The sequence below is a fragment of the Streptomyces sp. NPDC024687 genome (assembly GCF_055559055.1).
This window is the reverse complement of sequence record NZ_JBVHLJ010000010.1, coordinates 31,643-46,847: the sequence shown is the minus strand read 5'-3', so window position 1 is coordinate 46,847 and position 15,205 is coordinate 31,643. Positions and strand designations below refer to the sequence as shown.

The 15,205-nt window shown below is 72.8% G+C and carries 13 protein-coding genes; 8 read left to right on the top strand and 5 right to left on the bottom strand.

Annotated elements, in window-relative coordinates:
* Positions 1-7 precede the first annotated feature (7 nt).
* From ACZ39I_RS32705 to ACZ39I_RS32690, 4 genes are read right to left on the bottom strand one after another with little or no spacing between them, the layout of a single operon-like run.
* Positions 8-1,021 carry a DUF5914 domain-containing protein gene (locus ACZ39I_RS32705; protein ID WP_467248547.1) on the bottom strand — a complete coding sequence of 338 codons (1,014 nt, stop codon included), beginning with the start codon at positions 1,019-1,021 and terminating at the stop codon, positions 8-10.
* Positions 1,018-2,025 carry a phytoene/squalene synthase family protein gene (locus tag ACZ39I_RS32700; RefSeq protein WP_467248546.1) on the bottom strand — a complete coding sequence of 336 codons (1,008 nt, stop codon included), beginning with the start codon at positions 2,023-2,025 and terminating at the stop codon, positions 1,018-1,020. The genes ACZ39I_RS32705 and ACZ39I_RS32700 overlap by 4 nt, the downstream gene beginning before the upstream one ends.
* Positions 2,022-3,560, bottom strand: coding sequence for a phytoene desaturase family protein (gene crtI / locus ACZ39I_RS32695; RefSeq protein ID WP_467248545.1), 1,539 nt, complete (start codon positions 3,558-3,560; stop codon positions 2,022-2,024). Before crtI ends, ACZ39I_RS32700 begins: the two co-directional genes overlap by 4 nt.
* Entirely contained in the window at positions 3,557-4,876 is a 1,320-nt protein-coding gene (locus ACZ39I_RS32690) for a polyprenyl synthetase family protein (protein WP_467248544.1), read from the bottom strand. The genes crtI and ACZ39I_RS32690 overlap by 4 nt, the downstream gene beginning before the upstream one ends.
* Before the next feature lie 251 nt (positions 4,877-5,127).
* Here ACZ39I_RS32690 and ACZ39I_RS32685 point away from each other — a divergent pair, with 251 nt between their 5' ends.
* The 7 genes from ACZ39I_RS32685 to ACZ39I_RS32655 all read left to right on the top strand — a co-directional run bounded on the left by ACZ39I_RS32685 (position 5,128) and on the right by ACZ39I_RS32655 (position 11,820).
* Positions 5,128-5,715: an RNA polymerase sigma factor gene (locus tag ACZ39I_RS32685; RefSeq protein ID WP_467248543.1), complete on the top strand. Its 588-nt coding sequence runs from the start codon at positions 5,128-5,130 to the stop codon at positions 5,713-5,715.
* 113 nt (positions 5,716-5,828) lie between these two features.
* Positions 5,829-7,022, top strand: a complete 1,194-nt coding sequence (locus ACZ39I_RS32680) for a lycopene cyclase family protein (RefSeq protein WP_467248542.1) — start codon at positions 5,829-5,831, stop codon at positions 7,020-7,022.
* Between the two features lie 54 nt (positions 7,023-7,076).
* Entirely contained in the window at positions 7,077-7,808 is a 732-nt protein-coding gene (locus ACZ39I_RS32675; RefSeq protein ID WP_467248541.1) for a methyltransferase domain-containing protein, read from the top strand.
* On the top strand, positions 7,805-9,349 hold the full coding sequence (locus ACZ39I_RS32670; RefSeq protein ID WP_467248540.1) for an FAD-dependent oxidoreductase: 1,545 nt from the start codon (positions 7,805-7,807) through the stop codon (positions 9,347-9,349). The genes ACZ39I_RS32675 and ACZ39I_RS32670 overlap by 4 nt, the downstream gene beginning before the upstream one ends.
* A 46-nt stretch (positions 9,350-9,395) precedes the next feature.
* On the top strand, positions 9,396-10,196 hold the full coding sequence (locus ACZ39I_RS32665) for an alpha/beta fold hydrolase (RefSeq protein WP_467248539.1): 801 nt from the start codon (positions 9,396-9,398) through the stop codon (positions 10,194-10,196).
* Positions 10,197-10,198: 2 nt separating this feature from the next.
* Entirely contained in the window at positions 10,199-11,485 is a 1,287-nt protein-coding gene (locus tag ACZ39I_RS32660; RefSeq protein ID WP_467248538.1) for a PP2C family protein-serine/threonine phosphatase, read from the top strand.
* A complete protein-coding gene (locus ACZ39I_RS32655; RefSeq protein ID WP_467248537.1) occupies positions 11,482-11,820 on the top strand; it encodes an STAS domain-containing protein in 339 nt (112 codons plus the stop codon). Before ACZ39I_RS32660 ends, ACZ39I_RS32655 begins: the two co-directional genes overlap by 4 nt.
* A gap of 18 nt (positions 11,821-11,838) precedes the next feature.
* On the opposite strand, the gene rph is transcribed toward ACZ39I_RS32655, so the two are convergent.
* Entirely contained in the window at positions 11,839-14,439 is a 2,601-nt protein-coding gene (rph, locus tag ACZ39I_RS32650; RefSeq protein ID WP_467248750.1) for a rifamycin-inactivating phosphotransferase, read from the bottom strand.
* A gap of 254 nt (positions 14,440-14,693) precedes the next feature.
* Between rph and ACZ39I_RS32645 the strand changes: the two genes are divergently transcribed.
* Positions 14,694-15,197, top strand: coding sequence for a MarR family winged helix-turn-helix transcriptional regulator (locus ACZ39I_RS32645; RefSeq protein ID WP_467248536.1), 504 nt, complete (start codon positions 14,694-14,696; stop codon positions 15,195-15,197).
* Positions 15,198-15,205: the final 8 nt, after the last annotated feature.

The window sequence follows — 15,205 nt, the reverse complement described above, 5'->3', positions numbered from 1 at the left end:
GGTTCGGTCAGCCGGGGAAACCTCCGGTGGAGCGCAGCAGCCAGCGGCGTTCGGCGTAGGCCAGGTCGTCACGCCACAGCCGCCCGGCACCAGCCGTCATCAAGCGGCGCAGGACAGGGGCCGCGGTGCGGGCCACGGCGAAGCCGGGACGCGCGGAGGAGGCCACGACCGCCTCGACAACGCCGGTACGCGGCCGGCCCAGCTCGTCCGGGCCGAGCGGGGTCACGTGCGTCTCGACCACGGAACCCAGGCCCTCGCCCTCGGTGATGCGCATGAGGACCGTCCGCGGTTCGGGCGTGGTGAACACCGCCCGCACCGGCACGACGAACCGACCGGCGACCTTGAAGGACACGTCCACGGTGAACCCGTCCTCACCCGCCCCCTCGGCGCCGGGCGTGCCGACCACGGTCAGATCGACGAAGGAGTACGGGTGGAACCAGGCCCCGTGCCAGGGGTCCAGCCGATTGGCCAGGACATCCTCCGGCTCGCAGATCCCCACCCCGGTGTAGACGGCGGCGACGGAGCGCGACAACTTCGGCCGCAGCGGAACGACCGGTGCCGGTGTCGGCGGTTCACCGCCGGCCTGGTCCAGGCGCACCCAGACCAGCACTCCGTCGTCGTGCACGGGCAGTGGCTCCCAGCCGGCGAACGCCCCGCCGTCCAGGGCGAGTCCGTGCCAGTGGCAGACGAGGGTCCCGCAGCGCACCGGGCTGTCGGCGAGCGGTGCCCCCAGGTGCGGGCAGACACCGGGACCCGCCGCGAGCCGCCCGTCGGCGGTGCGCCACACCACCACTTCCTGACCGGCCACCGTCGCGGACAGCGGCCGGTCTTCGCGTACGTCCCGGGCGGCACCGACGACGTACCAGTTGCCGGACGGGCGGGCCTGGGCCCGCTTCAGTGCCTCGGCGATCAGGCCGGGCCGGGCCTGCCGCCACGTCGGCTGCTGCTTCTCCCAGCGCACCGGGCGGCGCCGCAGGGCGAGCGGGAAGCGGGCACGGCCCGCAGGTCGCCGCGGTGTCATGCGATCCTTCGCAAGGGTGAGGGAGTGCCGGCCGCCGTGTCCGGCACGGGTGCCGCCCGGCCGCCGGCCGCCCGGTGGCGCAGCCGTGCCGTGCCCACCCGGACCAGGCCGTCGAGGGCCACGACGGCGCGGCGGCGTCCCGGGACCACGGCACGGCGCCGCACCGAGCGGTACCCGTCCGCGGCGACCGCGTCCAGGATGCCGCCGTACAGCACGAACGCGGTGCGGATGCACGGGCGGGAGACCGGGTCGAGCATGGCCAGCCCCGGAGCGGCCGCGCGGTAGAGCTCGCGGGTCAGGCGCTCGAACTCCCGCAGGGCGGCGGTGATCCGGCGGTCGGGCCGTCCGGTGTCCCGGCTCCAGCGCAGCAGGTGCCGGTCGACGCCGTGGGCGGCCAGCAGGTCGGCGGGCAGGTAGACGCGGCCGCGGTCGAGGTCCTCGCCCACGTCCCGCAGGAAGTTGGTCAGCTGGAACGCCACGCCCAGGGCCGCCGCGTGCGGTGCCGCCTCCTCGCGCGGGACGACCGTGCCGAGCACCGGCAGCATCTGCAGGCCGATCACCTCCGCCGAACCGTAGGTGTAGGTGCGCAGATCGGCGTAGGTGGCATAGGCCGTGGTGTCGAGGTCGGCGCGCATCGCCGTCATGAAGTCGGTGAAGTGGCGATGGTCGATGTCGTAGCGCAACGCGGTGTCGGCCAGGGCCCGGACGACCGGTTCGGCGCTGTCGCCCCTGCTCAGCCCCCTCTCCAGCTGGTGCTGAAGACGGGCCAGCCGCTCCGCGCGCTCGGCGGGGGTGGTCGTGCCGTCGAGCGTGTCGACGATGTCGTCGGCCCAGCGGGCGAACCCGTACAGCGCGTGCACGGCCGGCCGGCGTGCCGGCGGCAGCAGCCGGGTGGCGAGGAAGTACGTCTTGCCGAGCCGGGCGTTGAGCCGCCTGCAGCGGGTGTACGCCTGCCGCAGTGCCGGATCGGTGACGCCTGCCGCGTCGAGTTCACGGACGGTCATACGGGTCTCCGTTCGCGGGATTCACGTACTGCGGGGCGCGGCCGCCCGGGGCGGGTACCGCCGGTGATGCGTGCGGCGGCGAGCTTGCCCGACAGCAGGACGGTCGGCACCCCGACGCCGGGGGTGGTGCCGCAGCCGGCGAGAACCGCGTTGACCGTGCCGCGCACCAGGTTGCGCGGCCGGAACGGCCCGGTCTGCGCGAAGGTGTGGGCGGCGGAGAAGGGCGAGCCGGCCGCATGGCCCTGGGCCTGCCAGTCGGCCGGAGTGACCAGGCACTCCTCGTCGATGGCGGCGGCGAGACCGTCCAGGCCGCGCCGTTCCAGTTCGGCGAGCAGGCTGTCGCGGTAGCGCGGCCCGAGTTCGCCCCAGGCGGCCGGGCCGGGGCCGAGCGCGGTGTTCGGGCAGGGCGCCAGGATGTAGTGCAGATGGCGTCCGGGTGGGGCCAGGCCCGGATCGGTGGCGGTCGGACGCGTGATGAGCAGGGAGGGATCGCTCATCAGGCGGCCGGTCTCGGTGAGTTCGGAGAACGTCCGCCGCCATGCCGCCCCGAAGGAGAGGGTGTGGTGGGCCAGCCAGGGCCAGGTGCGGTCCGTACCGGCGTGCAGGATCACGGCGGAGGGCGAGAACCGCAGACCGACCGGCCGTCTCGGGGCACGGCCCAGCAGCCGGTAGGCGACGGGAAGGTCGGGGGTGAGCACGACGGCGTCGCAGGCGATACGGCCGGAGTCGGTGACCACGGCGGTGATCCGTTCCCCGGAGCGTTCCAGACGGGTCACCGCCTCCCCGAAGCGCAGGTCGGCGCCCGCGTCCGCGGCGGCGTCCGCCATCGCCCGGGGCAGGGCGTGCATACCGCCGCGCGGGAACCACACGCCCGCCACCGTGTCCATGTAGGCGATGACGGCGTACGCGGCCAGGGCGCGTTCCGGGGCCACCCCCGCGTACAGGGACTGGAAGGAGAAGACGCGCCGCAGCCGCTCGTCGTGCAGGAAGCGTCCGATGCGCGCGTCCAGACGCCCGAACCCGCCGAGCGCGGCCAGGCGAGCGAGGTCGGGGTGGACCAGGCTCAGGGGCGAGTCGAAGTCGGCGTCGATGAAACGCCGCATCTGCACCCGGTACAGCCGCTCCAGCCAGGCACGCAACCGCCGGTATCCGGCGGCCTCGGCGGCCCCGGCGAAGCGCTCGATCTCCGCCTCCATCGCCTCCGCGCCGGTGTGCACGTCCAGGGTGCTGCCGTCGGCGAACCGGGCCCGGTAGGCCGGGTGCAGCGGCACCAGATCGACCCGGGCACGCAGGCTGTCGCCGACGGCGGCGAACGCCTCGTCCGCCAGGTGAGGCATCGTCAGCACCGTGGGTCCGGTGTCGAAGTGGTAGCCGCCGCGGACGATCCGCCCGGCACGCCCACCGGGTGACGCGTCGCGTTCCACCACGGTCACCCGGCGTCCGGCGCCGAGCAGATGCAGAGCGGCCGCAAGACCGGACAGGCCGGCGCCGACGACCACCACATGGTCGGTGCGCCCGGGCATGGTCCGGGTCATCGGCCGGCCCCCTCGCCGGTCGCCGGGACCAGAGGGAGGGCGACCAGGCCGGAGGCCGTGGTGCCCGGCACGCCGCCCGCGGAGCGCAGGAGCCCCTGCAACCGGCTCGCGGGTCCGGGTTCGAGCACGGCGGTGTCCAGGTGGCGCAGGCCCTGGGCAACCAGCCCGCGGATCTTCTCCTCGACGGTGTCGCGCGCGCCCGTGGACACGAACACCTGGCGTACCGCGGCGAGTTGGGCGTCGGAGGCGTCCGTACGGCCGAGCGTGTCACGCAACAGGTCCTGGGCACGCCGGTCACCCGAGGCCTGCGCCCGTGCCTGCGCGACGGCGGCGAGGTAGGTGGGTTTGCCGCTGCGGATGTCGCCGCCCCCGGGCTTGCCGGTGTCGTGCGGATCCGCGAAGGCGTCGAGGAGGTCGTCACGCAGCTGGAAGGCCAGCCCGACGCGGCGGCCCGCCGAACACAGGGCCCGGGTGGCGGCGGGGTCGGCGTCGGCCAGGGCCGCCCCGAGCGCGAGGGGGCGCTCCACGGAGTACCGGGCGCTCTTGAGGCAGGCGGCGTGAATCGCCCGGGCCTCGGAACGCGCCGAGGTGGCCTCACCCTGCACGTCCAGGTACTGCCCGGCCACCATCTCCGTGCGCAGGGCGCTCCACAGCTCCCGGACCCGCCGCGCGGTGGGGCGGGGCATCTCGGTGTCCGCCAGCACGTCGTCCGCCCAGGCCAGGGCCAGGTCACCGGCGAGGATCGCCGCGGCCTCCCCGAGGCGCGCGCCGCGCCGCGGGGCACACGCTCCGGCGTACTGGGTGGCGACGTCGACGTGCAGGGCGGGCTGTCCGCGGCGCAGCCGCGCGCCGTCCATCGCGTCGTCATGGACCAGGGCACAGGTCTGGATGAGTTCCAGGGCGGCTCCGATCCGCAGCGCGGCGTGCGCCTGCCAGGGCTCGCCGCCGCCGCAGGCCCGCAGAGCCCACCACACGAACTGGGCGCGGCCCAGTTTGCCGCCGCTCCGCGTGAAACGGGCGACCCGCGCGGCCAGGTCCGCGCCGAAGAGCGGATCGACGGCCTCGGCCGCGGCCATGTGATGGTCGAGCAGGTCACCCAGGACCGCGCGCACGGCATGCGGCACGTCCGCGTCCACGGCGCGCGGGTCGTCGTACGCCGGGGGTGTCCCGGGCGGGGAGGCGCGCTGGTGATCACCTCGGCCGTGGCCCGTCTCTGCGGCCGTCCGGCGGGCCGGAGCGGGGGACACCTGATCGGCGGTCGGGGGCGCGCACGGACTCCGGTCCGCGCGGTGGTCCTTTGCCACGGTGGAGCTCATGCCGCTTCCCCTCGTCGAATGCTCGTGCTCAGAGCTGGCGTCGTCATGACCGGTTCGCCTCGGATGGCGGAGACGGATGCGGGGCGGAACGGGAAGGGATGGAAGCGACCGGGCCCCACTGGGGTGCGTTTCCCCGACGCCTGCTCGATTCGATGCGAAGTCGATGCAAGTTGCCCCATCCGTGTGGAATCCGCACGGTGGAAGGGCCGCGGTCGCTCCAGGCGACCACCAGGCCCAGCGGAGGAGTGACGATGAGGACCGCACAGCGAACCGGCGGGGACATCGACGAGCGCGAGCTCGTGGAGGGATTCCGCAACGGGGACGAGGCATGCCTCGCGGTCGTGCACCACCGGTGGGGTCCGCTCGTCCACGCCCTCGCCAGGCGCTCCCTGGGCGATGCGAGGGAGGCGGAGGACGTCACCCAGCTGGTGTTCCTCGCCGCGTGGCGGGGCCGCGCAGGATTCGCCCCGGACCGCGGCACCCTGCCCGGCTGGCTCACGGGCATCGCCCGCCGGAAGATCGCCGACGCGCTCGCCGCCCGCACCCGGCGCACCGAACTCGTCGCCGCTGTGGGCGCCCAGTTGCTGCTGCGGGCCCACGACGAGGCGGTGCTGCCGGAGACCGCCCTCGACCGTGTCCTGCTCGCCGACGAGATGTCACAGCTTCCGGCACCCCAGCGCCGGGTGCTCAACCTCGCCTTCTACGACGACCTCACCCAGACCCAGATCGCGGAACTCACCGGCTGGCCGCTGGGCACGGTCAAGAGCCACGCCCGACGCGGCCTGCGCCGCCTCGCCGGCCGGCTCCGCACGGACGATCTCGTCGAGTGCGCCGCGTGACGAGGACGCGGAATCGATCCACGTCTTCACGGGTGGCATTCGCATCCGGACGGGTACTGCGACCGGAACACCGACGACACGGCACGGCGAGGGCGCGGAGGGAGTGAGCGGGCATGGACGAGGTGGACGTCGCCATCATCGGAGCGGGAGCCGCGGGCCTGTCCCTGGCCCACCGCCTCTCGCGCCCCGCTCCCGGCGCGCGGCGCCTGTCCGTCGTCCTCGTAAACGCCCCGCCCGGCCCGCTGCGCCCGCCCCGGCGCACCTGGTGCTTCTGGGAGACCGGCCGCGGACCCTACGACGCCGCGGTCACCAGGTCATGGCAGCGCCTGCGCGTGCACCCGCCCACGGGGGAACCGATCGAGCACGACATCTCCCCCCTGCGCTACAAGATGATCCACTCGGACGACTTCGAGTCCCTGATCGAGCAGGAACTGGCCCGCAGCGGCCAGCTCCGGCGCCTCGAGGCCACGGTCGAGAGCGTCGAAGGACTCCCGCAGGGTGCGCGCATCGACGCCCGCACCGCGGCCGGGCGCCCCGCATCCGTGCAGGCCCGCTGGGTGTTCGACTCCCGGCCGCTGGACAGCCTCCCCGCCGCCCGTACGACGCTGCTCCAGCACTTCCACGGCTGGTTCGTCCGCACCGGCCGTCCGGTCTTCGACCCGGCCCGCGTGGAGTTCATGGACCTGCGCACGTCCCAGCCCGCGAAAGGCCTCTCCTTCGGCTACGTGCTGCCCACCCGCCCGGACCAGGCCCTGGTGGAGTACACGGAGTTCTCGCCGGCCGTCCTGTCCGCGGACGCGTACGACAAGGCCCTGGACCACTACACCGGCACCGTGCTCGGGCTGCGGGACTTCGAGGTGACCGGCACCGAGACCGGCGTCATCCCCATGACCGACGCCAGGTTCGCACGGCAGACGGGCGCGTCGGTCTTCCGTATCGGAGCGGCCGGCGGAGCCACCCGGCCCTCGACCGGCTACACCTTCGCCGGCGTGCAGCGCCAGGCCGCGGCCGTCGCGGCAGCCCTGAGCCGAGGCCGGCGGCCCCTGCCCCCGCTGCCGCACTCGCCCCGCTCCCGCGCCATGGACGCGGTCCTGCTGCACGCCCTCGACAGCGGCCTCGTCGACGGCGCGGACTTCTTCGCACGACTGTTCACAAAGATCCCCATGACCCGGCTCCTGCGCTTCCTCGACGGCGGCACACGACCGCACGAAGAACTCGCCATCGGACTGCGCACACCCGTCCTGCCCATGCTGCGAGCCGCCGTCCAAGTGCCCCGGCTTCCCCGACGCCCCTTCCCCGGACCCTGACCCGCGGTGCGGCCCGATCCCCCGACTCCCCGACGACCCGCACCAGGAGGCAGCGTGACCGTGCTGCGTGACGCGGACCTGGCCGCCGCATTCGACCATGCGGCGCACCGGTACGACACCCTCGTGGCCGCCAACCCCGGCTATCACGCCCAGCTGCGCCGCTCGGCCCGGCGGCTGGGCCTGCCCCACCGGGGCACCGGGCTGCGCGTGCTGGACCTCGGCTGCGGCACCGGCGCCTCCACCGCCGCGCTCGCCCGCGTGCTGCCCGACGCCGAGATCACGGGCGTGGACGCCTCCGCCGGGATGCTGGACCGTGCCATGGCCAAGCCGTGGCACGGCAGGGCCAGGTTCGTGTGCGCGCCGGCGGAGGCGCTCGCCGAGGCGGGCGTGGCCGGGCCCTTCGACGCGGTGTTCGCCGCCTACCTCTTCCGCAACGTCGCGGACCCGGACGCCGTGCTGGACACCGTCCACGACCTGCTGGCCCCGCACGGCCGGCTCGCCGTGCACGAGTACACCCTCAGCGGCCGCCCGCTCGACCGGGCCGTCTGGACGGCCGTGTGCCGCGGCCTGGTGCTGCCCGTCGCCACCGCCCTCGGCGACGGCGACCTCTACCGCCACCTGTGGCGCAGCGTCGTCGACTTCGACACCGTCGACCGGTTCACGGACCGCGTCCGAGCCCGGGGGTTCGACCGCGTACGGGCCCTGCCCCTGCCCGGCTGGCAGACCGGCATCACCCACACCGTCGTCGCCCGCCGCGCCGCCCCGCCCGCCCGGAGCGGACAGTGACCGCCGCCACGGCGGGTCCCCGCCCCGGACGGGACCGGCACGCCGTCCTCCTGCCCCCGCCGCCCGGAGCGACCCGGGTCGGCGGGCCGCGCAGCACCGCCGTCGTCGGCGGCGGCATCGCCGGCCTCGCCGCCGCCACGGCGCTCGCCGAACGCGGCGTCGACGTCACCCTCTACGAACGCGAGGCATATCTCGGCGGCCGCGTCGGCGGCTGGAGCACCCACCTGTACGACGGCACCACCGCCACCATGAGCCGGGGCTTCCACGCCTTCTTCCGGCAGTACTACAACCTGCGCAGCCTGCTGAGCCGTACCGGTTCCCGTCCGGGCCGCCTCACCGGCCTCCCCGACTACCCGCTGCGGCACCGCGACGGACTGCGGGACAGCTTCCGCAGAGTGCCGCGCACCCCGCCACTGAGCGCACTGGGCTTCGTGGCACTGAGCCCCTCCTTCCGCTGGCGGGACATGGCGCGCATGAGCCCCGCGCGGGCCCTGCCCCTGCTGGACGTCCGCGTCCCCGACGTCTACACCGAACTGGACGCCGTCAGCGCCCACGACTTCCTCGCGTCCCTGCGCTTCCCGGCGGCCGCACGCCACCTGGCCTTCGAGGTCTTCTCCCGCAGCTTCTTCGCCGACCCCCGAGACCTCTCGGCCGCCGAGATGGTCCTGATGTTCCACATCTACTTCCTCGGCAGCTCCGAGGGACTTCTCTTCGACGTGCCCGACGACCCCTTCCCGACCGCCCTGTGGGACCCCCTCGCCAAGCACCTCGGCCACCACGGCGTCGACCTGCGCCTGTCCACCCCGGTCGAGAACGTCTCGCCCACCGCGGAAGGCGCCTTCACCGTCGCCACGGACCGCGAGGAGAGGCGGTACGACACCGTCATGCTGGCCCTCGACACCGCGGGCCTGCGCTCCCTGGTCGGCCGCTCGCCCCGGCTCGCCGACGCGGCCTGGCGTGAACGCGTCGGGCGGCTCCGCACCGCCCCGCCTTTCCTCGTCTCCCGGCTCTGGCTCGACCGCCCCGTCGACGCCGGCCGGCCCGGATTCCTCGGCACGGCCGGATACGGCTCGCTGGACAACGTCAGCGTCCTGGAGCGCTGGGAGCAGGAGGCCGCACGCTGGTCCGCCCGCACCGGCGGTTCCGTGGTCGAACTCCACGGCTACGCGCTGTCCGAGAACGCCGACCCCGACGCGCAGGCCCGGCACCTGATCGCACAGCTGGGCAACGTCTACCCCGAGACCCGCGACGCGCGCGTCCTCGACGCACGGCACGAATGGCGCCAGGACTGCCCCCTGTTCCCCGTCGGCGGATACACCGACCGCCCCGGCGTACGCACCCCGCAGCGCGGCCTGATGCTCGCGGGCGACCTGGTGCGCACGGACCTCCCCGTCGCCCTGATGGAACGGGCCGCCACCAGCGGCTTCCTCGCCGCCAACGCCATCCTGCAGTCGTGGGCGGTACGGGGCCACCCCTTGTGGACGGTGCCCAACGGCGGCCGCAACCGCCTGCTCCGGGCCCTGGCGGGCGCCCGTGCATGACAGGGGGTGGCACGAGGTGCGCACGCGGCTTGAGAGACTGCCGGGTATGGACATCGTGAGCAGAAACCATGTGACCGTCACCGGCAACGCGCAGGGACCCACGGTCGTGCTGGCTCACGGCTTCGGCTGTGACCAGAACATGTGGCGGCTGACCGTGCCCGCTCTGGTCGACGACTACCGCGTGGTGCTGTTCGACTACGTCGGTGCGGGCCGCTCGGACGCGTCCGCGTTCTCGGCGGACCGGTATGCCTCCCTGGACGGGTACGCCCGGGACGTGGTCGAGGTCTGCGAAGCCCTCGACCTGCGCGACGCGGTGTTCGTGGGCCACTCGGTCAGCGCGATGATCGGCGTACTGGCGGCCGGCTCGGCGCCGGAGCGGATCGGCGCGCTGGTGATGGTCGCGCCGTCTCCGCGCTACATCGACGACGAGGGCTACCGGGGCGGGTTCAGCGCCGAGGACATCGACGAACTGCTGGCGTCCCTGGAAGCGAACTACCTCGGCTGGTCGGCCGCCATGGCCCCGTTGATCATGGGTAACGCCGACCGGCCCGAACTGGGCGACGAGCTCAAGAACAGCTTCTGCGCCACCGACCCGGACATGGCACGCGTCTTCGCCCGGACCACGTTCCTGTCGGACTCCAGGGACGACCTGAAGAACGTGAGCGTGCCGACACTGGTGCTGGAATGCACCCAGGACGTGATCGCCCCCCGTGAGGTCGGAGCCTTCGTCCACGAGACGATCCCCGACTCGACCCTGGTCACGCTCGACGCCACCGGGCACTGCCCGCACCTGTCCGCGCCCGAGGCCACCAACCGGGCGATCGTCGACTTCCTGGCGAGCCTGTGATGATGTGCCGCGCCGGCCAACCAGACCCACGGGACGCCGACCGCGACAACGCCGCGGACGCGGTGTTCGCCGCACTGCTGGAGGACAGCGCCGAGGACCTCTACGAGAACGCCCCCTGCGGATACCTCTCCACGCTGATGGACGGCACCGTCGCCAAGATCAACGGCACCCTGCTGGACTGGCTCGGTCTGGAGCGGGAGGCCGTGGTGGGCCGGATGCGGTTCACCGACCTGCTGACCGTCGGCGGCAAGCTGTACCACGAGACGCACTTCGCGCCGCTGCTGCGGATGCAGGGCGAGATCAGCGGCATAGCCCTGGAGATGAAACAGACCGGCGGCGGCCGGATACCCGTGCTGGCGTCCTCCGTCGTCAAGAACGGCACCACCGGTCAGCCCCTGCTGATCCGCACCACCGTCTTCGACGCCCGGGACCGCCGCGCCTACGAAGCCGAACTCCTGCGCCGCCGAGAAGCGGCCGAGGAAGCACGCCGGCAGGCGGAGGCCGACCGCACCCGACTGCAGGAGGCGCTCGCCGTACTCCAGCAGTCGCTGCTCCCGGACACCCTGCCGCCGGTACCCGGCGTGCAGACGGCCGCCCACTACCACACCGCCTCACCCGACCGGCTGGGCGGCGACTTCTACGACGTCTTCCCCCTCGACGGCAAACGCTTCGGGTTCTTCCTCGGCGATGTGTGCGGCAAGGGACCCCAGGCCGCCGCACTCACCTCGCTGACCCGCTACACCCTGCGCGCCGCCGCACTGCACGACCCCGACCCCGTCTCCGCCCTGACCATCCTCAACACGGCGCTCCACGAGCGGTACGCCGGCAGCGGCGACCCCCGCTACTGCACCGCCGTCTTCGGCACCCTCGAACCCGATCCGGAGACCGGGCAGCTGGCCGTTCACCTCGCCGCGGGCGGTCACCCACCGGTCGTCGTCGCCCGCGCGGACGGCACAGCCGACTTCCTGCCCACCCCCGGCGGCCTTCTCGTCGGCATCCTGCCCTCCGCGCGCTTCACCGACGCCCGGACCGTTCTCGGCCCCGGCGACACGCTTCTGCTCTACACGGACGGCCTCACCGAAGCCCGCACCGGCCAGGACCGCACCGGTCTCTACGGTGACGAGGCGTTGCTCGCCTTCGTCACCGCGCACGCGGGCAAGCCACCACAGGCCCTCGTCCAGGCCCTGACCGGACTTCTGGACAGCTTCGGTGACGGCCTCGACGACGACACCGCCCTGCTCGCCATAGGTGTCCCCGCCTCCGACCCACAGACGAGAAACGAACCATGAGCCCGCTGAAAATCACCACCCGAGACGCCGCGACCGGCCCCGTTCTGAAGCTTTTCGGTGAACTCGACTACGCCAACGTCGGCGAGCTGCGCGCAGTGCTCGACGGCCTCTCCCTCCGGCCGGGGCAGTGCCTGGTCCTGGACATGAGCGGACTGGAGTTCTGCGACTCCAGCGGCATCACGGCTCTGATCGCCGCGCGCAGCAACGCACAGGCCGTCCAGGCGGACGTCGCCCTGGCGGCCGTACCGCCGAACACCCTGCGCGTGCTGCGCATCGTAGGTCTCGATCAGATCTTCACCATCCACCCCGACGACGCGAGCGGCGCTCGAACCTGAGCCGGTCGGCCGGCACGGTCAGTCCAGGATCTCGATGTACCCGTCGGTGCCGTGCACGCGGATCCGCTGCCCGTCCCGGATCCGCCGGGTGGCCTGCTCGACGCCCACGACGGCCGGCAGGCCGTACTCCCGGGCGATCACCGCGCCATGGGTCATCAGGCCGCCCACCTCCGTCACCAGGCCCGCGATGCCGACGAACAGCGGTGACCAGCTGGGGTCCGTGAAGGTGGTCACCAGGATGTCGCCCGCTTCGAGATCGGCGTCCGCCATGTCGAGGATGACGCGGGCCCTTCCCTCGACGGTCCCGGTGGAGACCGGCAGGCCGACCAGGGCGCCGGCCGGCACGTCGTCGCGCCGGTACGCCCCGCTGAGAGCCTCGCCGTCCGAGGTGAGGACCCGGGGCGGTGTGAGCGCCTGGTACGAGCGGAACGCGTCCTTGCGCTGCTGGACGAGCCCGTCGTCGACCTGCTTCGAGCGCACGGCGTCGCGGAACTCCTCGAAGGTGAGGTAGGAGACGTCCTCCTTCTCGGCGAGCACGCCCGCCTCCACCAGCCGCTCGGCCTCCGCGAACAGGGCCTGCTTGTAGACGAAGTAGCGGCTGATGATGGCGTACTTCGGGTACTCCCGGTAGCCGATGAAGGTGCGGACCCGGTCGATCATGCCCTTGGTCTCGTCGGCCTTCCGCTCCCCGTCCGGCAGGGCCCGCAGGCGTGACAGCACGTCCTGTTCCTTCTTCTGCGCCTGTTGGCGCCCTTGCTCGAAACGCCGCCGGGCCGCGCCCGGTTCGAAGTTCCTGACGTGGTCGAGGATCACGGGCACGAGCGTGCCGGGGCGCTCGCGCCACCGCGGCCTCGTGATGTCGATCTCGCCGACGCAGCGCATGCCGTACCGGTCGAGGTAGGCCTCGATGGCGTCGCGTGCCTCGGTCCCGCCGGGGAGCTTCGCCATTTCGTCGAGGAAGCCGTCGTCCCCGACGCCGCCCTCCAGGAACGCGACCACCTCCCGATGCGGGCGGATCACGTCCGCGACGTCGAGCAGCGCCAGTCCCATTTCGGAGGTGACGTTGCCGGGGGCGGACAGGGTCAGCGTGTCGGCCGCGTTCTTCTCGCCGAGCCATTCCTCCAGCTTGTCGTTGAGCCACCAGGTGGCTTCCATCCCCGCCATGATCGCCTTGAAGTTCAGGGGATCGGTGAGGAGTCGTTTCTGTTCCTCGAACGCCTCCAGCAGGAACTCGAACAGCTCCGGTCCGCTCTTCGTTCGGGCCTCGCGCCTCAGGGCGCCGAGGGACGCCTGGCTGCGCTCGATCAGCCCGGTGACGACGGCCGGATCGGTCTCGACCGGGTCGGACGCGCCACCGACCCGCGGCCCGCCGGCAGGCGCGTCCGGGAGCGACGGGACAAAGTCCTCGCGCTCCAGGACGGTCTCCAGCGCGTCCCTGACCAGCGGATCGCCCCTCCCCATGAGGTCCAGCAGGGCGGACCGGCTCGCGGGCGAGGCCAGGCGCCGGGTGACGTCGACGAACAGCCTCCCGCCGGCCTCGTGCATCTGCACCATGGCCGTCAACTGCCACATGGACAGGCCCAGGGGCTTCATGGGGTCGGTCATCATCTGCTGGTGGCCGACGGAGACGTAGACGTGATTCTCCTGGTCACCGCTCTCCGGGACGGGGAACAGCGTCGTGATCGGCCGGCTCTGCACGATGTGGAAGTCGTCGCCGACCAGGCACCATTCGATGTCCTGCGGGCGGCCGAAGTGCGCTTCGATCCGACGCCCGAGCTCCACCAGCCGGACCGCCTGCGCATCCGTCAGCGCCGGCTGCTCCTGCCGCTGCGCGTCGATCGCCACTTCCCGCGTGCCCCCGGCGGGCAGGGCGTGTACGGCACGCTGCTTGGCGGAGATCGTCCTGGCAACGACCTCGCCGTGCCGCACCGTGAAGACGTCCGGGTTCACCAGACCGGAGACAAGGGCCTCGCCGAGGCCGAATCCCGCGTCCACGGTGGCGACCGTCCGGTTGCCCGTGACGGGGTCGGCCGTGAACAGGATGCCGGACGCCTGCGGGAGGACCATCTGCTGCACGACGACGGCCATACGGACCGTACGGTGGTCGATGCCGTTGCGCCGGCGGTAGGTCACGGCCCGTTCGGTGAACAGAGACGCCCAGCACCGGCTGACGTGCCGGAGGATCGCCGCAGGACCCACGATGTTCAGGTAGGTGTCCTGCTGGCCCGCGAAGGAGGCCGTGGGCAGGTCCTCGGCGGTCGCGCTGGACCGGACGGCGTAGGCGGCCTGCTCGCCGGACCGGGCGAGCGCACCGGTGATCGCCTCCGCCAGCTCGTCCGGGACGGCGATCCCCTCGATGGTCCGGCGGATCTGCGCGCTGAGCGTGCGGATCGCCTCCTGGTCGTCCGGGTCCACCTGCGAGAGCTGATCCAGCTGTGCGTCGAGCGACGGCATCGACTCCACGACCCGCCGGTAGGCGCCCGTCGTCACGCAGAAGCCCGCCGGCACGCGGATGCCCTCCATCCGTGACAGGCTGCCCAGGTTTGCCCCCTTGCCGCCGGCGACGGCGACGTGACTCCCGTCGACCTCCTGAAGATCCAAAACGTACTGCTCGGTCAGGTCTGACGACACGTAGTTCCCCCATATCCGCAGGTTGTGGCCTCGGCCGACGATTGTGCGCGGTGACCGGGGGCTTGCCGCAAGCCCCCCTTCGCGCTATAACTTGGGTTACGGCAAGGAGAGTTCTCTCCTTGCCCTTTCTTTTTGCCGTCCTCCGGAGCGGACCCACGTGCTTGCTCGACGGCGCATCGGGTACCGCGTTTGAATGAGGGTGGTATCTGCATGGCCAAGCGATTACTGAAAGCGATGGGTGTGTGACTCGTCTCAGTGGCTCGGGGGACGACCAGTCGAGCGGACCGGGTGACAACCCACTCTCCGTCGCGCTGGAGGTCGCCGATGCCGTGGACGGTCTCGCGAACCTGTGGTCGGTGGCCGCCCAGGGAGCGAGCCTGAGGCTGTCACCGCACCAGCTGAGAGCTTTGCGGATCCTGGAGTCGGAACCGGGGCTCAACCTCACCACCCTGGCGGAGAGCATGGAGATAGGCCCGCCGACCGCCAGCCGGCTGTGTGACCGGCTGGAGGCCGCCGGCCTGCTGGAGCGTCTGCTGCACCCGCACCGGCGGCGTGAGGTGCAGCTCGTTCTCACGGTGCGCGGCCGGCATGTGCTCGACGAGGTGGCCGCGCGCAGATCACAGGCGCTCGCCGCGGTCCTCGCGGCCATGGGACCCGGCGAGCGGGCGGCGCTGAGCGGGGGGCTGCGGGCCTTCCTGAGCGCTCAGGGCGACACCGACAAGGAGAACGACGACCCCGGACGCTGACCGCGGGG

Bases quoted from the DNA above. Each gene is read 5' to 3' on its own strand.
- ACZ39I_RS32705 (WP_467248547.1), bottom strand. From the start codon at position 1,021: ATGACACCGCGGCGACCTGCGGGCCGTGCCCGCTTCCCGCTCGCCCTG.
- ACZ39I_RS32700 (WP_467248546.1), bottom strand. From the start codon at position 2,025: ATGACCGTCCGTGAACTCGACGCGGCAGGCGTCACCGATCCGGCACTG.
- crtI (WP_467248545.1), bottom strand. From the start codon at position 3,560: ATGACCCGGACCATGCCCGGGCGCACCGACCATGTGGTGGTCGTCGGC.
- ACZ39I_RS32690 (WP_467248544.1), bottom strand. From the start codon at position 4,876: ATGAGCTCCACCGTGGCAAAGGACCACCGCGCGGACCGGAGTCCGTGC.
- ACZ39I_RS32685 (WP_467248543.1), top strand. From the start codon at position 5,128: ATGAGGACCGCACAGCGAACCGGCGGGGACATCGACGAGCGCGAGCTC.
- ACZ39I_RS32680 (WP_467248542.1), top strand. From the start codon at position 5,829: ATGGACGAGGTGGACGTCGCCATCATCGGAGCGGGAGCCGCGGGCCTG.
- ACZ39I_RS32665 (WP_467248539.1), top strand. From the start codon at position 9,396: ATGGACATCGTGAGCAGAAACCATGTGACCGTCACCGGCAACGCGCAG.
- ACZ39I_RS32660 (WP_467248538.1), top strand. From the start codon at position 10,199: ATGTGCCGCGCCGGCCAACCAGACCCACGGGACGCCGACCGCGACAAC.
- ACZ39I_RS32655 (WP_467248537.1), top strand. From the start codon at position 11,482: ATGAGCCCGCTGAAAATCACCACCCGAGACGCCGCGACCGGCCCCGTT.